Origin of the sequence: Bacillus sp. FSL R5-0560 (assembly GCF_037966305.1) — a bacterium.
Classification (GTDB): domain Bacteria; phylum Bacillota; class Bacilli; order Bacillales; family Bacillaceae; genus Bacillus; species Bacillus mojavensis.
This window is the reverse complement of record NZ_CP150195.1, coordinates 449,111-468,127: the sequence shown is the minus strand read 5'-3', so window position 1 is coordinate 468,127 and position 19,017 is coordinate 449,111. Positions and strand designations below refer to the sequence as shown.

The 19,017-nt window shown below is 46.4% G+C and carries 20 protein-coding genes; 2 read left to right on the top strand and 18 right to left on the bottom strand.

The genetic code is table 11. The features are described from left to right. Positions 1–200: 200 nt before the first annotated feature. The 3 genes from NST56_RS02390 to NST56_RS02380 all read right to left on the bottom strand — a co-directional run bounded on the left by NST56_RS02390 (position 201) and on the right by NST56_RS02380 (position 5,480). Positions 201–2,285, bottom strand: coding sequence for a transcription antiterminator (locus NST56_RS02390; protein ID WP_339179699.1), 2,085 nt, complete (start codon positions 2,283–2,285; stop codon positions 201–203). Positions 2,286–2,473: 188 nt separating this feature from the next. Further along, positions 2,474–3,376, bottom strand: a complete 903-nt coding sequence (locus tag NST56_RS02385) for an aldo/keto reductase family oxidoreductase (protein ID WP_268504098.1) — start codon at positions 3,374–3,376, stop codon at positions 2,474–2,476. A 97-nt stretch (positions 3,377–3,473) separates the two neighbouring features. Continuing rightward, a complete protein-coding gene (locus tag NST56_RS02380) occupies positions 3,474–5,480 on the bottom strand; it encodes a penicillin-binding transpeptidase domain-containing protein (protein ID WP_339179694.1) in 2,007 nt (668 codons plus the stop codon). A gap of 151 nt (positions 5,481–5,631) precedes the next feature. Here NST56_RS02380 and NST56_RS02375 point away from each other — a divergent pair, with 151 nt between their 5' ends. After that, positions 5,632–5,922 carry an antibiotic biosynthesis monooxygenase gene (locus tag NST56_RS02375; RefSeq protein ID WP_268504102.1) on the top strand — a complete coding sequence of 97 codons (291 nt, stop codon included), beginning with the start codon at positions 5,632–5,634 and terminating at the stop codon, positions 5,920–5,922. Between the two features lie 2 nt (positions 5,923–5,924). Here NST56_RS02375 and NST56_RS02370 read toward each other — a convergent pair whose 3' ends face one another. The 9 genes from NST56_RS02370 to NST56_RS02330 form a co-directional block, all read right to left on the bottom strand. After that, entirely contained in the window at positions 5,925–6,170 is a 246-nt protein-coding gene (locus NST56_RS02370) for a YczI family protein (protein WP_010333057.1), read from the bottom strand. Positions 6,171–6,357: 187 nt separating this feature from the next. Next, positions 6,358–6,984 carry a GDSL-type esterase/lipase family protein gene (locus NST56_RS02365; RefSeq protein ID WP_339179691.1) on the bottom strand — a complete coding sequence of 209 codons (627 nt, stop codon included), beginning with the start codon at positions 6,982–6,984 and terminating at the stop codon, positions 6,358–6,360. A 63-nt stretch (positions 6,985–7,047) separates the two neighbouring features. Beyond that, on the bottom strand, positions 7,048–7,800 hold the full coding sequence (locus NST56_RS02360) for an IclR family transcriptional regulator (protein WP_326231913.1): 753 nt from the start codon (positions 7,798–7,800) through the stop codon (positions 7,048–7,050). Between the two features lie 16 nt (positions 7,801–7,816). Then, positions 7,817–8,824 carry a biotin-dependent carboxyltransferase family protein gene (locus tag NST56_RS02355; protein ID WP_339182048.1) on the bottom strand — a complete coding sequence of 336 codons (1,008 nt, stop codon included), beginning with the start codon at positions 8,822–8,824 and terminating at the stop codon, positions 7,817–7,819. Between the two features lie 2 nt (positions 8,825–8,826). After that, positions 8,827–9,549 (bottom strand): 5-oxoprolinase subunit PxpB, encoded by a 723-nt coding sequence (gene pxpB, locus NST56_RS02350; protein ID WP_339179689.1) that lies wholly within the window; start codon positions 9,547–9,549, stop codon positions 8,827–8,829. A gap of 44 nt (positions 9,550–9,593) precedes the next feature. Continuing rightward, positions 9,594–10,385 (bottom strand): putative hydro-lyase, encoded by a 792-nt coding sequence (locus NST56_RS02345; protein ID WP_268471677.1) that lies wholly within the window; start codon positions 10,383–10,385, stop codon positions 9,594–9,596. 5 nt (positions 10,386–10,390) lie between these two features. Then, on the bottom strand, positions 10,391–11,605 hold the full coding sequence (locus NST56_RS02340; RefSeq protein ID WP_010333051.1) for an NRAMP family divalent metal transporter: 1,215 nt from the start codon (positions 11,603–11,605) through the stop codon (positions 10,391–10,393). Between the two features lie 18 nt (positions 11,606–11,623). Continuing rightward, positions 11,624–12,391: a 5-oxoprolinase subunit PxpA gene (pxpA, locus tag NST56_RS02335; RefSeq protein WP_168746948.1), complete on the bottom strand. Its 768-nt coding sequence runs from the start codon at positions 12,389–12,391 to the stop codon at positions 11,624–11,626. 206 nt (positions 12,392–12,597) lie between these two features. Continuing rightward, a complete protein-coding gene (locus NST56_RS02330) occupies positions 12,598–13,347 on the bottom strand; it encodes a Cof-type HAD-IIB family hydrolase (RefSeq protein WP_339179684.1) in 750 nt (249 codons plus the stop codon). Between the two features lie 130 nt (positions 13,348–13,477). On the opposite strand from NST56_RS02330, the gene NST56_RS02325 reads away from it, so the two are divergent. Next, entirely contained in the window at positions 13,478–13,642 is a 165-nt protein-coding gene (locus NST56_RS02325; protein ID WP_010333048.1) for a hypothetical protein, read from the top strand. 37 nt (positions 13,643–13,679) lie between these two features. Here NST56_RS02325 and NST56_RS02320 read toward each other — a convergent pair whose 3' ends face one another. From NST56_RS02320 to NST56_RS02295, 6 genes are all read right to left on the bottom strand, one after another. After that, positions 13,680–14,060 carry a 3-hydroxyacyl-ACP dehydratase FabZ family protein gene (locus NST56_RS02320; protein ID WP_339182045.1) on the bottom strand — a complete coding sequence of 127 codons (381 nt, stop codon included), beginning with the start codon at positions 14,058–14,060 and terminating at the stop codon, positions 13,680–13,682. A 68-nt stretch (positions 14,061–14,128) separates the two neighbouring features. Beyond that, complete coding sequence (gene lepB / locus NST56_RS02315; protein ID WP_339179681.1) at positions 14,129–14,689, bottom strand: signal peptidase I; 561 nt, start codon at positions 14,687–14,689, stop codon at positions 14,129–14,131. 123 nt (positions 14,690–14,812) lie between these two features. Next, positions 14,813–15,877 carry a tartrate dehydrogenase gene (locus NST56_RS02310; protein ID WP_286059043.1) on the bottom strand — a complete coding sequence of 355 codons (1,065 nt, stop codon included), beginning with the start codon at positions 15,875–15,877 and terminating at the stop codon, positions 14,813–14,815. 87 nt (positions 15,878–15,964) lie between these two features. After that, complete coding sequence (locus NST56_RS02305) at positions 15,965–17,086, bottom strand: mannitol-1-phosphate 5-dehydrogenase (protein ID WP_339179676.1); 1,122 nt, start codon at positions 17,084–17,086, stop codon at positions 15,965–15,967. 1 nt (position 17,087) lies between these two features. Next, positions 17,088–17,519, bottom strand: a complete 432-nt coding sequence (locus NST56_RS02300) for a PTS sugar transporter subunit IIA (protein WP_268471681.1) — start codon at positions 17,517–17,519, stop codon at positions 17,088–17,090. Between the two features lie 24 nt (positions 17,520–17,543). Further along, positions 17,544–18,977, bottom strand: coding sequence for a PTS mannitol transporter subunit IICB (locus tag NST56_RS02295; protein ID WP_339179672.1), 1,434 nt, complete (start codon positions 18,975–18,977; stop codon positions 17,544–17,546). Between the last annotated feature and the right edge of the window lie 40 nt (positions 18,978–19,017).

Here is a 19,017-nt window from a genome sequence, read left to right as displayed (position 1 = left end):
TCCTATATCTCTTGAATCCTCTATAATTTGTTAGATTATCTTCCTTACCTCACCCATTTTAACCCAAAAAAGATAACTTGTAAAACTATTTCATTTTGGAACTATTCCATTACAGAATGATAAAATAGTCCCGCATTTTTTTATTTTGTTCTGCATCCAAACAAAAACACACGCCTTTTTTTGGCGTGTGAAATGTGTGATTACGGGATGTTTTTTTCTTTCATCCAATTGAAAAAGATGCGGTTTAAACGCTGATACATTTCTCGTTCCCCTTCCTCCTGAAAGCCCGCCATGCTTTCTCCGCTTTCAATAATGGCAGAGCTGATCGCACTCAAAACCTCTGAGCCTTCTGCTGATAATGTGGCCGGCGCCATCATGACGAGAATTCTCGTCATCCTGAGGGTATTTCCGTCCATGCCATTGACTTCAAAAGATGTGCTGAGATCGTACATTTTGAAAAAAGGCAGGACGATATGATCATTTTTGAGATGATAAAGCGCCATGTTTGTACCGGGTATGCCCAATCCCCCTTGTTTTTCGCGTTCTGCAAGGCAATCAGCCTCTTTTTTCGGATCTCGGATGAGGCCATCGTTTTTCAGCTGTTGAAAAAGCTCGAACAGCAGCTCGCCGTGATCCGGCTTTGTTTTCATTTCAGTGAGTGAAAAATGGCGCAAGACGTCTTGAATGACCGCCATGTATCGTCCGACGCTTTCCGCCGTTGCCAGCATGTCAGGGATGTCGGCTTGCCGCGTCTCTTCCTTCGGGCTCCTTTTTTTCTCAAGAATGAGCGGGATTTTCCGCTTGATATATTGCTTCACCTGGTTTGCGTCTTCCTCATTTAAAAGCGGGCTGACCATAATATAGTCGATGTTTTGATATGGGATCGGCACAGTGGACACAATCATATCATAGGCTTGAGTGTCGCGGTCCTTCAGCTCGATCAGTGAGGACATATCAAACGATTCAATTTCCGGCAGCTCTTTCTTCAATCTCGAAGCAAGCATTTTCGAAGAACCAATTCCGCTTGAGCAGACAACAAGGGCTCTCACTTTAGCTTCTTCTTTTTTGATTTCAAGCGCTGAACCGAAGTGTAGAACGATAAAGGCGATTTCATCATCGGAAAAGGACATGTCCGGGAAAAATTTCTCCACACCCTCTTCTATCGCCATATACAGCAGAAAATAATCGCGCTTGATCTGTTCCTTCAATGGATTATAAATATCGATGTTTTCTTTCATGCGGCTGATGGCCGGTTCCAAATGGGCAATCAAGCCCTCATATAAAGAGTAGTTTTTCGTCAGATCCATTCTGATTTTATCTGAAATAAAAGCGATCAGCCGTTTTGTTTGCAGGGCTGTTTCAAGCTCTATTTCCTGTGCTCTGTATTCTGTTTTGTATTTGCGGTTGGCGCTTCGCAGGTGGATCGTTATATAGCCGACCTCCGCTTCCGGGATTGTCACGCCGAAAGCACGTTCAAGCTCACCCGCGATTTCCAGAGCGGAGCTGTATTCTTTTGCACTCTTGAGTTCATCAAGCTCGCTCTCTTCCATGCTGATCGTTTCACCAAGTTTAATGCGTTCGATCGCAAACGTCAGATGAACGACAAGCGCTATATAGGAGCTGTCAGATAGAGAAAATGCGATTTTTTCTTTCAGCTGGAATAAAATCCGCTCCATTTTTAACAGCTCGCCTTTGCTGACAACCCCGAACATCTTCTCGGAGGAATCGGCTTTTCCTTTAATGTTTAATTCAACCGCTTCCAAAAACATTTGGATGTCGAGGCGGTTCACAATCAGATTGCCGACAATTTTTCGTTTCGCGTTCTCCGGCCCCATTAGCTGGATGCCAAAGCCTCTTTTTCGAATCAGTGTTAATCCGAATGGAGAAATCCATTTCTCCAGCTCATCTAAATCGTAGCTGACCGTAGCATTGGTGACCTGCAGATCATGAGCGAGCGTGTACAGCTTCACCGGTTCTTGGGACTCCAATAGCGAACAGAGAATCAGCAGTTTTCGTTCGTCCGCGCTGTATTCATGCTGTTCATGTGACAGCTCGGTGATCAGCTTTTGTTTATCTTCGGGATTCCCTAGCACCTTCAAGCCTTTGCCGGGCTGTTTATCGAGCTTGAGCCCCACAGTCTCCATCAGCCGCTTGATTGATTTCAACTCTCTGTGAATGGTTCTGGTGCTGACCTCCATCACCTCAGCCAGCTCCGTTACGGTTACATATCGGTTCAGTAATAATAAATGCTTTAAAAGCTTTTGTTCTCTTGCAGTCATATACATAAAAAGGCCTCCAGACATTCGTGATGTGCGGATGAGGTCGCATGGAGATATAGAAAGAGGAAAAAGAGGTTTTCTTTATTAATATAAAACGCTTTCATATAGGATTCAATCACTTATAAATGGGAATTTGGCACTAAGCGGTGTGACAATATTGAAAAAGCATCAGCCGTTATGCTGATGCTTTTTCTTTATGGTATATCGTGGCCTTGTACGGCTGTATAAATACGGAACCACTGATCCTGATCAAGCTTATACGCCAAGGCGTTTACCGCGGCGGAAATCCGCTCGCGTTTTCCGCTTCCGACAATCGGCATGATGCCGGCCGGATGCGTGAAGAGCCATGCGTACATCACCTCGTCCAATGAGGCAGCACCGATTTCAGCCTGAACGGTTTCAAGCGCCGTGCGAATGCGGCGATCTTTTTCCGTGTTTCCGGCGAATACTTTACCGCCTCCAAGCGGCGACCAGGCCATCGGAGAAATCCGTTTTTCCTGACACAGGTTCAATGTGCCGTCCTGAATATTTTCTAATTCATATGCGGAAAGCTCAATTTGATTGGTGACAAGCTTTTCAGGCAGATACGATTCCAGCATCCGATAATGATAGCCTTTAAAGTTCGAAACACCGAAATATCTGACCTTGCCGGAGCTTTTCAGCGCATGAAACGCCTCAGCCACTCCTTCCGGATCCATGAGCGGGTCCGGTCTGTGAATCAGCAGCACATCGATATAATCCGTTCTGAGATTCAAAAGCGACTGTTCAACAGACGCCAGAATATGAGTTTTGCTTGTATTATAATGGTGCGATCGGTGAGCTGGGCGTTCAGGTGATTCAAGAACGATGCCGCATTTTGTGACCAACTCTATGTTTTCCCTTAATCCGGGTGAAAGAGCAAGAGCATTTCCAAACCGTTTTTCGCACGTGTAGCCCCCGTAAATATCCGCATGATCAAAGGTGGTGATACCTTGATCGACACACCACTCAATGAGACTGAGCAGCTCAGCGTCTGAATAGTTCCATTCATTCAGACGCCAAAGCCCGTGTATCACTCTTGAAAATTGAAGATCCTCCGCCAAATGAATACGCTGCATGCAAAATCCCTCTTTTCTTAATAAACCGGGTTTTTGCCCCTTACTAGATCATTCGGCCTCAGACGCCCTTTTTCCTTTCACTCCCGTTAAAAAGGTTTTATTTCGATTGAAATTGCTTTTTTGCTTTTTCGACTACGTAGTGGCTGCCGCCGTGATCTTGAACATTTTGAATCATCATCGCGACAAGCAGATCTTTGTTTTTATAGTCATAGCCGACGAACCAGCCATTTTCGGTGCCGTCTTTATCATCCTTTGATTTTTTCAGCTCGGCTGTTCCCGTTTTTCCAGCCACAGTGATTCCTTTTACGACAGGCTGATACGCTGACCCGCGTTCATCTTCGACTACGCCTTTCAACCCTTTTGTAATATCGGCGGCTCCTTCTTTCGTGAGCACTTGTTTGTGCCAGACATCAGCGGTTTGTGAGTCTTTCTTGATAAGCGTCGGTTTCACGAGGTCTCCATTATCGACAAATGGCGTGTAAGCTGCCGCTAGGTGAAGCGGAGACATTTGCATTTGTCCCTGTCCGTAGCCTGTATCCGCAAGCAAAATGTCTGAGTCTAGCTTGCCGTTTGCGATTGACGATTGCTGGACTGGGAATTCATATGGAATATCCTCTGCAAACCCAAATGTTTTCATGCCTTTTGTAAAGGTGTCCGCACCCATATCAAGCGCGTTTTGTGCAAAGTAAATATTGTCTGACGTGATCAGGGCATGTTCCAAATCCACTTGCTCTAGGCTGTCAGACACTCGTGTAACAGAATAGCCGCCCCAGCTTGAATCTTTCTGCCACTGTTTACCTTTGATTGTTTTCTTCTCTGCTGCTTTAAGCGTGCCGTTTTTCAGGCCGATGGCAGCAGCAATCGGTTTAATTGTAGATCCTGGCGCATATGTTTTGTTGAATTTCGCAGAAAACGGATTGTTTTTGTCTTCGTTTAGTTTTTTCCATTCTTTATCGCTCCATCCGAAAATAAATCCGTTTGGATCGTAAGAAGGCGCGCTGACAAGAGCCAGTGTTTCACCTGTCTGCGGCTGCAGTGCGACTGCCGCTCCGCTGTCATCCTTCAGTTCGTCATACAGCTTTGTTTGTGTTTTGATATCAATTGTGAGATGAAGATCCTCACCGTCTTTCGCTTTCGTTTCAGCGATGACTTCGCCGGTTTGCGGAACGTAGATTTTCCATCCTGTTGTGCCTCTAAGCTTGTCTTCATACACATTTTCAAGACCTGAGATTCCGATGTTTGACGTATCACTGTACGTTCCGTCTTTCTTTTTCTTCAGTTCTTCCCCTGTAATCGCACGAACGTAGCCTGTCAGATGGGCTGTTTTTTCGCCATACGGATAATAGCGTGAGCTGACATTTGTTCTTGTGACGCCTTTTAATGACGTCACTTCAGACACTAATTTTTCTTCGTCCGGCTTTACTTTTTTGACCGGCACGAATGAATCATCTTTGACCCAGCTTTGTTTCAGCTTCTGGTTGATGTCATCTTCAGTTACATCCAGTTTTTTCGCGAGCTCTTTTATGACTTTTTCTTTTTTATCGCCAAGCTCTCCGGGAACAATTCCGATTTCAGGAACATCTGTGTTGACGGCTAAGCCTTTCCCGTTTTTATCGTAGATTTGGCCGCGTTTCGGTTCAATGCTGGCGATTTGAACGGTTTTGTCATCAGCCAGCTGCTTGAAAATAAACGATGGGTCCCAATCTATATTCCATGACTCCTCGTCATCTGTTTTTTCTTTTTTCAGCACAGCGGTATTTTTAAAGCTGACTTTGCCCGCATTTGTGTCCATGCTGACTTTGTATGGGATGTGCTTCATCGTTTCATTGTCTTTATCATCCTCATCCACTTTTCCCGCAGTGACTTTCAGATTTTTTACGCCTGCCTGCTCATAGATGGTTTTATATCTGCTGACGAAATCCTTTTTGGAGATTTCTTTTTTTACATCTTTGGTCAGGCTTTGATACATGTCATCGAATTGCTGATCGTTCCACTGTTTTACGAATGCTTCCATTCGGTCCTCTGGTGAATCTGTTTTGGAGCATCCGATTAATCCGAACAGCCCGATACATAGAAATAATAGTAGAATACACTTTTTACACATGACTTTCCCCTGCCTTCCACTTGTTATTTTCTCTTAAATGAATTAGTACGCGCAAGATTTTTTTGAAAATGAAGGAAAAGGTTCATCGATTTTGCAGAAATCTCCTTTCGTTTCCTGTAAACTATTTGAAAAGAGGGAAAGAAGGGATCGCATGGTCAGAGAAGCAGCTATGCTTCATATTAAAGATGGACTTGAACAAGAATTTGAGGAGGCGTTCCGGCTGGCGGCGCCGATCATTGCCGGAATGAAGGGCTATATCACACATTCTTTATCAAAATGCATGGAAGAAACACATAAGTACCTGCTGCTCGTAGAGTGGGAAACGCTTGAGGACCACACTGAAGGCTTTCGCGGGTCTTCCGAGTACAAAGAGTGGAAAGCCTTGCTGCATCAGTTTTATTCGCCGTTCCCGACGGTTGAGCATTTTCTGGATGTATCATAGATTTATATCATATAAAGCGTAAAACCGATGAGAGAAACAGACCAAACGAAAACGGCAGTATAGATGTTAAATGCCCCTGAGCTGTCGTTTTCTTTTTTGCGTTCTTCAAGTCCCTGAATAAACATGACCGCGCCCAGAAATACGAGCATGACCGATTGGATAACAGAGGTGTGTTCCGTATAGTTAAAAGCGATAAGCGCCAGTATGATAATGATAACCGCAAAAGACATTTTAAAAATGCGAAACAAAAGGACCATCCTTCCTGATATACGAAATATTGAGCGTTATGCCTATATTTGCCTTTGCCCTCCATTATTCTAGCGCACTTTTTTTGTATATAGAACATGAGATGGGGAAATTTAAGTTTCTTTTAATATTTGAATTCATATAAAAAAACGCACCAGTGATCAGGCGCGTTTTCTATGAAACTGATCATTATCGATAACCTAGTCCGCGAAGCACTTCGGCCATTGCCTGATAGCCGCTGCTATTCGGATGGACACCGTCAAAAGACAGGTATTCCTGCTCTTTCCCTTTAAAGACACTGTAAACGTCAGCGATTTTAACATGAGCCGCTGAGGCCAGCGTTTTTAAATGCGAATTAAATGAAGTAATCCATTGATCAGCAATGCCAATGCCGGGGAACGGATTGTATAAATTAAAAACACGGATGGCGTAAGGTGATGGATCTGCCCCTTTGATTTTGGCGATTTGAGCAATCATCTTTTCAAAATTCTCATGACAATGCGCGGAAGCACGACTGAAAATCGTTTCATCCTGAGAAGATTGATAGGATAATACAGATTCAATGAGATCATTTCCGCACCCTGTGATCGTAATCATATCAGCGGCTTTAATTTGTTTTTGAACATAGGGATATGACAGGAGGCCGAGGATTTCCTCTGTATCAAGGCCGGATTTGGCGAAAACCGATACGGCTGTTTTTGATTTCAGATCGGCTTCCATCATGCCCCTGAAGCGCTGGACAAATCCGGCAGAAAACAGCCCTGAGCCTCTCCCCGTCGTTAAAGAATCTCCGAGCGCTGTATATTGAAGCACCATGATCTTTCCTCCACTCATGAACGTCGATACGTTAATGTACGCAGAAGAGAAAAGATCGGCTACTTATGGATACCCGATTTTTCTGGATATCTGCAAAGCGGCTTGTTTTACTTTTTCCGTTAAGTACGGCAGCCTGTCTTCTGTAAATCTCGCTTCAAACCCTGCAATACTGATACCTGCCGCCACCTGGTGATGATGGTTGAAAATCGGCGCACCAATGGCCGCCGTATAATTTTCGAGTTCTGAATAGCTGACGGTATAGCCGTTTTGCACCGAGGTATCAATCGCCTCAAGAAGCTTTGACGGATCTGTAATGGTCCCTGAACTGATCGGAATGAGCTCTGTCTGTTTCATGTACGCTTCAATTTCTTCACGGGGCAGAAAGGACAAAATGCTGCGGGCACATGCTCCTGCGTACAGAGGAGAACGCCGGCCGATTGCAGTGTACAGGCGAACAGTCTGTGTCCCTTCAATTTTCTCCACGTAGATTGCTTCATTTCCGTCCCTCATAATCAATTGAACGGCTTCATCTACTTCACGGCAAAGCTCCTCCATCACAGGCTTGGCTATTTTTCTGATATCGAGTCTGTCCGCGACAAGCTGACCGAATTCCAAAAACACCAATCCCAGCGTATAAACGCCGGATGGGTCTCGATTGAGGAACCCCATTTCTTCCAGTGAGCTGACCATTCGGTGAACAGAGGTCTTCGGCATTCCTGATAGGGAAACGAGTTCGCTTAAAGTAAGGCTTGGTTCATGCAAAAACAAATTGAGCAGCGCCATAGATTTTACTACGGTTTTGTTTTTATTCTGCATCATTCCATCCCCTTTGTTATGTCAGCCATTCCATTTTCATTCTTGTTTTCAGTTCTTTTAGATACTCTTCCCGTTCAATGAAAAGCGCTTCCGCTTCCTGAAGGGACACAGGCTCAAATTGGATGTGCTCGCCCGGCATGATTTGCGAGGCAATCGGAAGATCAGCTGAAATGATGTGAGCGATCCTCGGATAACCTCCCGTCGTTTGCCTATCTGCAAGCAGGATAATCGGATTGCCGTCAGGCGGCACCTGAACTGTTCCAAATGTAACCGCCTCTGACACCATCTCAAGCGGCGCCTTCAATTCAAGCGGTTCCCCTTTGAGCCTGTAGCCCATACGATCGGACTGCGGAGTGACACGAAACGTTTCTTCATAAAACCGCGTTTTCGATTCTTCTGTGAAAAAAGAGAATTGTTTTCCTTCCAGCACTCGGATCACCGGATTCTTTTTTAACGGCAGAAATCTGTATCGGCTGACTGACCAGTTCGGCGCCGCAAATCCTCGCTGGCCAAGGTGTTGGCTCAAGCGGGAGACGATGGTTTTCGAAAGAGATGACATCTCTCCGATCGGCAGTTCATCTTCCTTCTGAAGCGCTCTTCCGTGAAATCCGCCGATGCCCGCTCTGACATACGTGCTTTTGCTTTCCATGACAGCAGGTACATTGAAGCCGCCGGCTATCGCTACATAAGCACGGCTGCCGAGTTTGCAGGGGCCAAAGGTGATCGTGCTGTTTTCCTTAACGAGCACAGGTTTCCAAAGAGGCGCTTCTTCTTCATTCACACGCAGGGTAAAGTCCGCTCCTGTTACAGCAATCAGCGTTGGTTCTGACACATAAAGCGACGGGCCGGGACCCATCAGCGTAATTTCAAGGCCGGCTTCTTTTTCGCTGTTTCCGATCAGCAGATTGGCGATTCGAAGCGACACCGTGTCCATGGCGCCGCTTGCCAGCACGCCGTATTTTTGATACCCCGTTCTGCCTATATCCTGAACCGTTGTGAGCAGTCCGGGCTTTAACACTTTCATGCTCAATTGGACTCCTCCTTATAGGCGTGATAGTCATCCTCTGAGATGCGGGCAAATGTAACAATATCTCCTGCTCTTAATAACGTCGGCGGGTTTTCCTGCGGCCGGAATAGAGCCAGCGGCGTTTTGCCGATCAGCTGCCAGCCGCCCGGTGTCGAAATCGGATAAACGCCTGTTTGCAGTCCCGCAATTCCGACTGAACCGGCTGGTATTGATGGTCTTGGCGACGATTTCCTTGGAGCTGCGATACGTTTGGACATCCCGCCTAAGAACGGAAACCCCGGTGCAAAGCCCAGCATATACACCACATATTCGCCGCCTGTATGAATCTCAATGACTTCTTCGGGTGTCAGATGATTGATCTTAGCCACCTCTTCTAAATCAGGCCCGAATTCACCGCCATAGCAGACGGGAATTTCAACGACGCGGCGGCTGCTTTCATAATCAGCCGTTAGTTCTCCAAGCCGCTCATGAACATCACGTTTCACCTTCTCAAAAGGTGAGCTGATGCCTTGAGGCAAATGCTTGTACACTTCATACATATCATAAAATACGGTAAGACTCGTAAAAGCCGGGATACATTCAATGAATCCCGGAAACGGCTGTTCTTCTATATAAGCGGCAGCGGCATGGACAAGACCGTTTACTTGCTCGCTTATTTTTTCTCCAAATCGGATCATCATTGCAGAATCACCGAGCTGTTCGAATTGTAATCGTTCAGTCATCTTTCTCACCTCGTTTATTTCTCGTTCATCAGGAGGACGAGAGGTTACAGCACCGCAAGCGACTCGTCTCGAATATCTGTGATGAGCATATGCCCCGGCGCATGTGTGATGACCATTTCAGGTTTTACATTCATAGCCACAGCTTGCGGAGTGACCCCGCATGCCCAAAATACAGGAACCTCGCCTTCACGAACAGAAACGGCATCTCCGAAATCCGGATTGCCCAGATCCTGTATGCCGATCGCTTTGGGATTGCCGATATGAATCGGTCCTCCGTGCACAGCCGGAAAACGCGAGGTCACCTGTGCGGCGCGTACAGCGAGCCGTTCAGGAACCGGTCTCATACTGACAACCATCTGTCCATGAAACGGCCCCGCCGGAACACAATCTATATTCGTTTTGTACATCGGAACGTTCGTCCCCTCGTCGATATGTCTGACGGGTATTCCATTATTGATCAGCGCCTGTTCAAAAGAGAAACTGCATCCGATCAGAAAACCGACAAAATTGTCCTCCCAGTATGGCGTGATATCAGATGCTTCCTCCGTCAAAACACCGTGCCTGTATACACGGTATTTTGGAAAATCTGTTCTGATATCCGCATCTGGCGCAACAAGCGACGGCACAGGCGAACCGGATTCCGTCACATCCAGCACCGGACAGGGCTTTTGATTCCGCTGGCAAAACAGCAGAAAGTCAAATGCCAGATCTTTTTTCAAAATCACAAGGTTCGCTTGAGCATAGCCGCCGGACATTCCGGCGGTCGGGCCGTTTATTTTCCCCTCTCGTATGAGAGCGCGCACATCTCTTGGCGCCATCTTGTTCAAATGATCCACTCTTATCAGCTCCACAATTGAGGAAGTTGTGTAAATAACGTGTAGATGCCCATAATCGCCATAACGATGACAACCAGTGCACCTGAGCCTGTCAGCCAAAGCGGATGCTTATAATCACCGACAATGTTTTTCTTATATGCGGCAATGAGCAGCGTTCCAAGCGCAATCGGCAGAATCAAACCGTTCAGAGATCCGACAAGCACGAGAATTTTCGCCGGCTGGCCGATGGTGACAAAGGCTAATGTGGAAACGACAATAAATCCGATAATAATGCCGCGTGAATTCTTTTCAATTTTTGGAGAAAAGGTTTTAAAAAACGAAACAGACGTATAAGCGGCTCCGATAACGGACGTAATGGCTGCTGACCACATGATCAATCCGAAAATTTTATAACCGACATTTCCCGCTGCCAGCTGGAACACAGAGGCGGCCGGGTTGCTTTCGTCAATGTGCAGGCCTTTTGAAACAACACCGAGCACAGCTAAGAAAAGGGCGATTCGCATGATCGATGTAATTAAAATGCCGATAACTGAGCTTTTTGTCACCTGGGGGATGGATTCCTTGCCTTTAATCCCAGCATCAAGCAAACGATGTCCGCCGGCAAATGTGATATATCCTCCGACGGTCCCGCCGACTAATGTGACAATTGCGAATATACTGATATGTTCAGGGACAAATGTGTTCGCCACAGCCTGTCCGACTGGCGGCGCAGACGAAATTGCGACGTACAGCGTTAAGATGATCATGGCAAACCCCGCGATTTGCGTAAAACGATCCATCGCTTTTCCTGCTTCCTTGATGACAAAAATCAGAATTGCGATGACGGCGCTGATTAAGGCGCCTGTTTCTGGTGTAATGCCGAACAAGACTTGAAGTCCGAGCCCAGCCCCTCCGATGTTCCCGATATTAAAGGCAAGTCCGCCAAGCACGACGAGAATGGCGATGAAATATCCCAGTCCGGGAAACACCATATTCGCAATCTCCTGACCCCTTTTTCCTGAGACCGCGATGATACGCCATACGTTGGTTTGAGCGAAGATATCCAAAATAATAGAAATTAAAATAACAAAACCGAAGCTTGCTGCGAGTGTGTTTGTAAATGTTGCGGTTTGTGTCAGGAATCCCGGGCCGATTGCTGATGTTGCCATTAAGAAGGCGGCACCCATGAGCAATGACCAGCTGCCCGTTTTTTTCCCTGCTGTTTTTTTCTGCTGCTCCATCTATTTTCCTCCTTCTGATTACTTCTGGGCTGAAATAGCAGTCACTTCGATTCCCGCCGATGTAAGCTCTTTACGGATTTTTTGCGCAAACGTCAGCGCATGGGCACCGTCTCCGTGAATGCAAACCGTATCTGCTTTTAAGGACACATCTTGTCCTTGCTGAGATTTGACCGTCCCTTCTTTTACCATTTTGATCACCTGAGTGACGGCGGCATCATCGCTTTCAATGAGAGCGTCCGGCTGGGAGCGCGGTGTCAGTGTGCCGTCCGCTTGGTATGTTCTGTCGGCGAATACTTCGCTTGCTGTTTGCAGCCCGATCCGTTCTCCCGCTTTTATAAGCTCGCTCTCAGCAAGGCCGAAAAGAATCAGTCCAGGATCGACCTTGTAGACAGCTTTTGCAATGGCATCCGATAGCTTCTGATCGACTGCAGCCATATTGTACAAAGCGCCGTGCGGCTTGACGTGCTGCATGTGAAGACCTTCCGCTTTTAAAAATCCTGACAAGGCGCCAATTTGATAAACCACAAGATCATACGCTTCCTCTGGAGAAATCGCCATATTTCGGCGGCCAAAGCCGAGTAAATCCGGGAGTCCCGGGTGCGCGCCGATTGTCACGCCTTTTTCAGCAGCAAGGGCAACTGTTTTTCGCATGACACCGGGATCCCCTGCATGAAATCCGCATGCGACATTCGCCGATGTGACAAACTCTAAAATATCTTGATCAAGACCTATCGTATAGGCTCCGAAGCTTTCCCCTAAATCACAATTTAAATCAACTTGAAACACAGAATCCCTCCTGCCAAGCAAATGATTGCTTTATGTATTTTATTGTTCCGAAATTCGGAACGACTATTCCGAATTTTTGAACTTTATTTCATTATATTCAATCATATTAGTTTGTGAAATAACTTTGTTAGAAAACCTACCATGGACCTAGAAGAAAATCTCCCTGATTAAATAGAAAAAGAGTCCTTATCTCAGGACTCTTTTTCTTATAGTACCCAATGGCGTATCGCTTTAGCGACTCCATCTTCTATATTTGTGTCAGTGATCCAATCAGCCGTTTCTTTCACGATGTCTTGAGCATTGCCCATCGCTACGCCCAGCCCCGCTTCTTTGATCATCGCGATATCATTCAAGCTGTCGCCCATCGCCATGATATGTTCCATCGTAAAGCCGAGTTTTTCAGAAACCTTCGCAAGGGCTGCGGCTTTGTTGATGCCGAGCGCGTTGACCTCAATGTTTGTCGGGCTTGAGTTTGTGATTTCGAGCTCTTTATTTTTTCTAAGCTCCGCCAGCACTTCGTTTCGAATGTCGTCATCCTCTATGTCAAATCCGAATTTGAGCCATTCATGATCGGTGATGTTTTCCGGAAACTCGCCTCTCCACACCTTGTTAACGGTTGAAGCCCAGAAATTGGTGTTGTGTTTATTCCGCAAATCCCACATCATTTTGATATGATCCGTGTGGAGCAGCTTGCGTTCCACTAAATTAAAATTCGAATCCCAGATTTCGCTTCCGTTAGCTGTGATTAAAAAAGACGACAGCTCCAGCGACTCAGCCAGTTCCCGGCACGTCATCAGCGTACGGCCCGTGCTGATCACCACATACACGCCTTTATCCTCTGCTTCACGAATGGCTTTACGGTTTTCATCCGAGATCAGCTGCTCGTCATTCAGCAGCGTTCCATCCATATCAATTGCGATCAGCTTGATATCTACATTTTCTCTTTGAACAGACATATATGTACCTCTCTTTATCTTAATTGTGCTTCTTTCTATTCTAATACATTACACCGAGCAGAACAAAAAAGCGATTTCACATGTTTGAGGTGCACTGATAAGAGGAAAACAAATAGTGAGGTGATCAAACATGAAAGAAAGAAAACAGCAGAACCGCCCAAATGAAAATCCCGAGCATAATGACTTAACCGATCCGATACCGAATGAAGAGCTGAAGGAAAACATGAATGATGAAAAACACAAACGCCAGCAAAGAGATGACTCACAAAGCGAACGAGATTACGATACGAAATAATAGAACCCCTCACAAAAATGGTTGTGAAGGGTTTTTTTCATTTCTCAATATAGATGCCGATTTCAGCTTCAGCAACAGGACGCCCGCCCACTGACGCCTTGGCATGTCCAAACACAAACCCGCGGCGATTTCGCGTGACTTCAAACGATAGATCAAGCCGGTCACCCGGTACGGCCGCGCCCAGCTTTTCCGCTTTTTTCACGGATGACAATAAGCCCAAGCTGTTCTCATCTGTAATCCCTGTAAAAGCCGCGGTTTGCGCAAGTGCTTCAATCACAAGTGAAAACGGCATTTCTGTTTGCGTGTCAGTGATAAACCAGTCGTTCTCACTGACCAGCTTATAAGCAGCTGCATGTTTGCCGGGCTCACTTTCAATCACGCCATCAATAAACAAAAACGGATAGCGGTGAGGTAGCATATAAGGTTTCACCATTCTCCACCCTTTCTTTCATTTCATCAAGCATCATCTCTTTTTTGCGTATGTATTCATTTTGCTTGTCTCATCTCACCGAACGGATAAAAGACAAGAGACTCAGTACCAATGATATCTTCATCAGAAGGCATACCCATTCCATTTCTGCTGTCCACCGAATTGAGACGGTTATCTCCCATGACAAAATATTTGCCGGAAGGCACCTCAGCTTTAAAATCATTCGTGAGATTTTCCCCTAACGCTTGCATTTCTTGTTTATGTTCCTTTAGATACGGTTCGTCGACTTTCTTACCGTTTATGTATAGCTGATCATCCTTCATGATAATAGAGTCGCCCGGCAAACCGATTAACCGTTTTATAAATGAACGGCCGCTCTTTTCGTCATGAATCACGATGATGTCGCCTCTCTGAAACCCGCCTGTATATTTGGCTGCTTTGTCCACCAAAATCCGTTCTGAGTCTTTTAGCGTTGGAGCCATTGATGAACCTTCAACAAGATAGGGAATATAAAATGCCATTCTGATCATGAATATGATAGCCAGGATACATGCGATACTGAGTACAATAAATTTGGTTTTTGATTTTTTCTTTAATGTGATCGTTTTTGCGTTCAACTTCTTTCACCTGATACCTTCCTAAAGAATTCCATGTCATTATACAGCATTTGGGATCTTCTTGGTTAGGAATCTGTTGAAATGTTGTAAGTGGCCGAGGCAACTTCGCCCCGGCCTACATAATTATAGGTTTCTTAACCGCGCACAGATTTCGTCCGTGACCTCAGCCGTTGTGCTTTGCCCGCCAATGTCGCGTGTTTTGATGCCGTCACCCGTTACTCGTTCCATCACATCGAGGATCTTTTTCCCCAGCTCTTCCTCTCCGAAATGGTCAAGCATCAGCTTCGCTGTCCAAATCTGGCCGATTGGATTGGCAAGACCCTGACCGGCAATGTCGGGAGCTGAGCCGTGAACCGGTTCGAACATAGACGGGTATTTGCCGTCCGGATTGATGTTCGCAGACGGCGCAATGCCGATGCTCCCCATCAGGCTCGAGCTGATGTCGGTTAAAATATCACCGAACAGGTTGCTTGCCACAATGACATCAAACGTTTCCGGACGCGTCACAAAAAAAGCGGCCAGCGCATCAATATGCTGGGATGACGTTTCAATCTCGCAGTAATCAGAAGCAGTCTGCTGAAAGACTTCATCCCAAAACGGCATCGCGTGATATATGCCATTAGACTTTGTTGCACTTGTCACATGGCCGCGCCGTTTTTTCGCCAATTCGAAGGCAAAGCGCATGACTCGCTCTGTCGCTTTTCTGGTAAACACGGCATTCTGGATGGCAATTTCATCATCGCCCCTGTGAATGCGTCCACCAACTTCACTGTATTCACCCTCACTGTTCTCGCGAATCACCACGAGGTCAAAATCATTTGGATGCAGAAGCGGCGACGTAATGCCTGCCATTTGTTTGGCAGGTCTCATATTAATAGAAAGCTCGAGTTCTCTCCGGATTTTCAGGAGCAGCCCCCATAATGAGATATGGTCGGGAACAAGCTTCGGATTTCCAACCGCCCCTAAGAAAACCGCTTCAAATTGGGTGAGTGTATGTATTCCGTCCTCAGGCATCATTTCGCCGTGTTCCATGTAATAGTCACAGCTCCATGGAAATGACGTAAATGAGAATGACAAACCCCCGTGCACCTCAGCAGCTGTATGAAGCACTTTCTCAGCAGCCGCCACAACTTCTTTTCCTGCTCCGTCTCCCGGTATTGCCGCAATCTCGAATCGTTTCATCGTCATTCTCCTTCCCCTGCTATCGTAAGCGTTTTCTATTATACTAGATTACGAGATGGCAAAAAAAGCCCGTGACGTGCTGTCACGGGTTGGTTATTGATTCAGTTTTTTTAAAACGATGGCATGGAGCGGTTCATGGGACGGGATACCGCACACCTCGTGAAGCACTCCGCTGTATCCTTTTTCCGCGATCAGCGCTTGGAGCTCGACCGCTTCCGGATCACCGGCAAAGTCGAATCGCAGCGCCGCCGCAATGCCTTCAGCCAGTGCATTCGGCGCTTTGATTTTCTTCGCCGGACCTACAAGTCTGTCATTTTCTCCAAGCTTTCTGAGCGGCGATCTCGCCACACGGGTCACATCGTCAGTGATAAATTCATTTTCAAAGCGGCCGATGATTTTTTTAATATATTGCTCGTGCTCTGACTGCTTAAAACCGTACGTTTTGATGAGATAATCACCGGTTTCAAGCAGAGCCGAGTGAACAACACGGCGGATCTCCGGGTGATCGATCGCTTCTTTTATCGTTTTTAATCCGCGCTGATAGCCGACATAGGCCGTTACAGCATGGCCGGTATTTACGGTAAACAGCTTTCGTTCGATGTACGGCGTTAAATCATCAACAAACAGCGCCCCTTTTATTGCCGGTGTTTCCCCGATAAAGCCTGATTCATCGATGACCCATTCAAAGAACGGCTCAACCGACACTTTGAGCGGATCTTCATGATGCTGAATCGGCACAATCCGGTCAACCGCGGAATTCGGGAATCCGACAGTTTGGCCGACAGCCTCCTGTTCCGCCTCTGTTAAGTGGCTGTATACTTCTTTTTTTAAGAAGCTGCTTCCGCCGATCATATTTTCACAGGCAATGATATTCAGCGTGTCAGCACAGGTTCTCCGTCTTAAACCTTCTGCGATACTCGGAGCAATCAGCTTTAACACATTCGGGCCGACTGCCGTCGTGATGAGCGCCGCCTCTTTGATCAGCCGATACAGCTCCTCCGGCTGGCTGCCGCTGTTGATGGCGCTGACCGGGCCGATCACCTCTGACGAATGCCCTTCTTCTGCGAGTTCAACAGTGTATGCCCGTTTTTCATTAAGGAGGCCGACCATCGTGTCATTTACATCCGCAAACACCACTTCATAGCCGGAGTGGTGAAGCAGCGCACCGATAAAGCCCCTCCCGATATTTCCCGCACCGAAATGTAAGGCAATCATGCTAGTTCACCTCGTTGAAAATCGCGATCAAATCTTCTTCGCTTTTCGCAGAAATCAGGCGTTCAATGTTTTCTTCTTCTGAGCAGATGATGGCGATGTTTGACAAAATGTCTAAATGCTCGTTATTTTTTCCGGCAATGCCGAATACGACTTTAGCTATGTTTCCTTCTCCATACTCTACTCCGCCAGGAATTTGAATGATAGAAATTCCTGAGTGAAGCACCTCGCTTTTCGCATCTTCTGTGCCGTGGGGAATGGCAATAAAATTCCCCATGAAGGTAGAAGATGTTTCTTCCCGTTCAAACATTTTTTCAATATAATCGTCTGTCACGTAGCCGTTGTCAATCAGTGTTTGGCCGGCCAATCTGATCGCTTCTTCTTTCGTTGCGACCGTTTGATTAAGTTTGATGTTTTCTTTTGCGAGTACTTGCATGAGTATCACTCTCTTTCTATAAGATTACTTTTTCAGCTTTTCAATCAGCTCGTCGTATTTCGGGCTGTTTAAGAAGTTATCCACTGAGATATGCGTCGCATTCGGCAGCTTTGCTTTCGCGCGGTCTGTTAAATCTTTGTGGGTGATAACAATATCCGCGTCGCTTGGCAGATTGTTAATGGCCGTGTTGGTCACACTGATGTCAAGCTCCGCTTTTTTCACTTTGTTTCTTAAGATGGATGCCCCCATCGCACTTGATCCCATTCCCGCATCACACGCAAAGATAATTTTGTTCACGCTTTCAGGAGACAGCTCAGACGCTTCCTCTGCTTTGGCTTGTTCCGCCTCTAAAGCAGCTGCTGCTTGGCTTTTCTTCCCCTTCATGGACTGCATTTTTTCTGTTGCGGCAGCCAGGTCTTCTTCACTTGCTTTTGAGGATTTCAGGATCACTGCTGAAACGATGAACGATACAGCTGCAGCGACCAATACACCCGCCAATACGCCGAAATAGCCTCCTCTTGGTGTCATTGCCATCAATGCGATAATGCTGCCCGGTGACGAAGCTGCAACTAGACCGGCATTAAAGATAGAAAACGTTAGGAGTCCGCTTGCTCCGCCGGCAATGGCTGCGAGAATCAAGACCGGTTTCATCAAAATATACGGGAAGTAAATTTCGTGAATCCCTCCGAAGAAGTGAATGATTGCCGCTCCAGGAGCCGTTGATTTTGAAGATCCTTTGCCAAAGAACATGTACGCGAGTAAAATGCCGAGTCCTGGTCCAGGGTTTGCTTCTACTAAGAACAGAATCGATTTTCCCGTTTGGGCTGCCTGCTCGATTCCGATTGGGCTTAAGATTCCATGGTTAATGGCGTTGTTTAGGAACAACACTTTCGCCGGCTCCACGAAAACGCTTGCAATAGGCAGCAAATTAGCGTGTACAATGACTTCCACACCAGCTGCCAGCAATTTGTTTAACGTCAGGACAACCGGACCGATGGCGTAAAACGCGAGAATCGTCAAAGCCGCGCCGACTATCCCTGCCGTAAAGTTGTTGATCAGCATTTCAAAGCCTTGTTTGACTTTATCCTTGAACAATTTATCAATCTGTTTAATGAGGTATCCGCCAAGCGGCCCCATTATCATTGCACCTAAAAACATTGGAATATCCGATCCGACAATCACACCGATCGCCGCTGTCGCTCCGACGACTCCGCCGCGGTGGTCGTAAATCATTTTTCCGCCTGTATACGCTATCAAAAGCGGCAGTAAATACGTAATCATCGGGTTGACAAGTGTATTCAGCTGTTCATTCGGAAACCATCCCGCCGGAATAAACAGCGCGGTAATGATGCCCCAAGCGATAAACGCGCCGATATTCGGCATGATCATTCCGCTCAAATAACTGCCGAAGCGCTGAACTTTCACTTTCATGCCGCCTTGCTGCTGTTCTTGCTGCATATATAAATCCTCCCTGTTTTGTTTGTCGCTAAAAGAATGA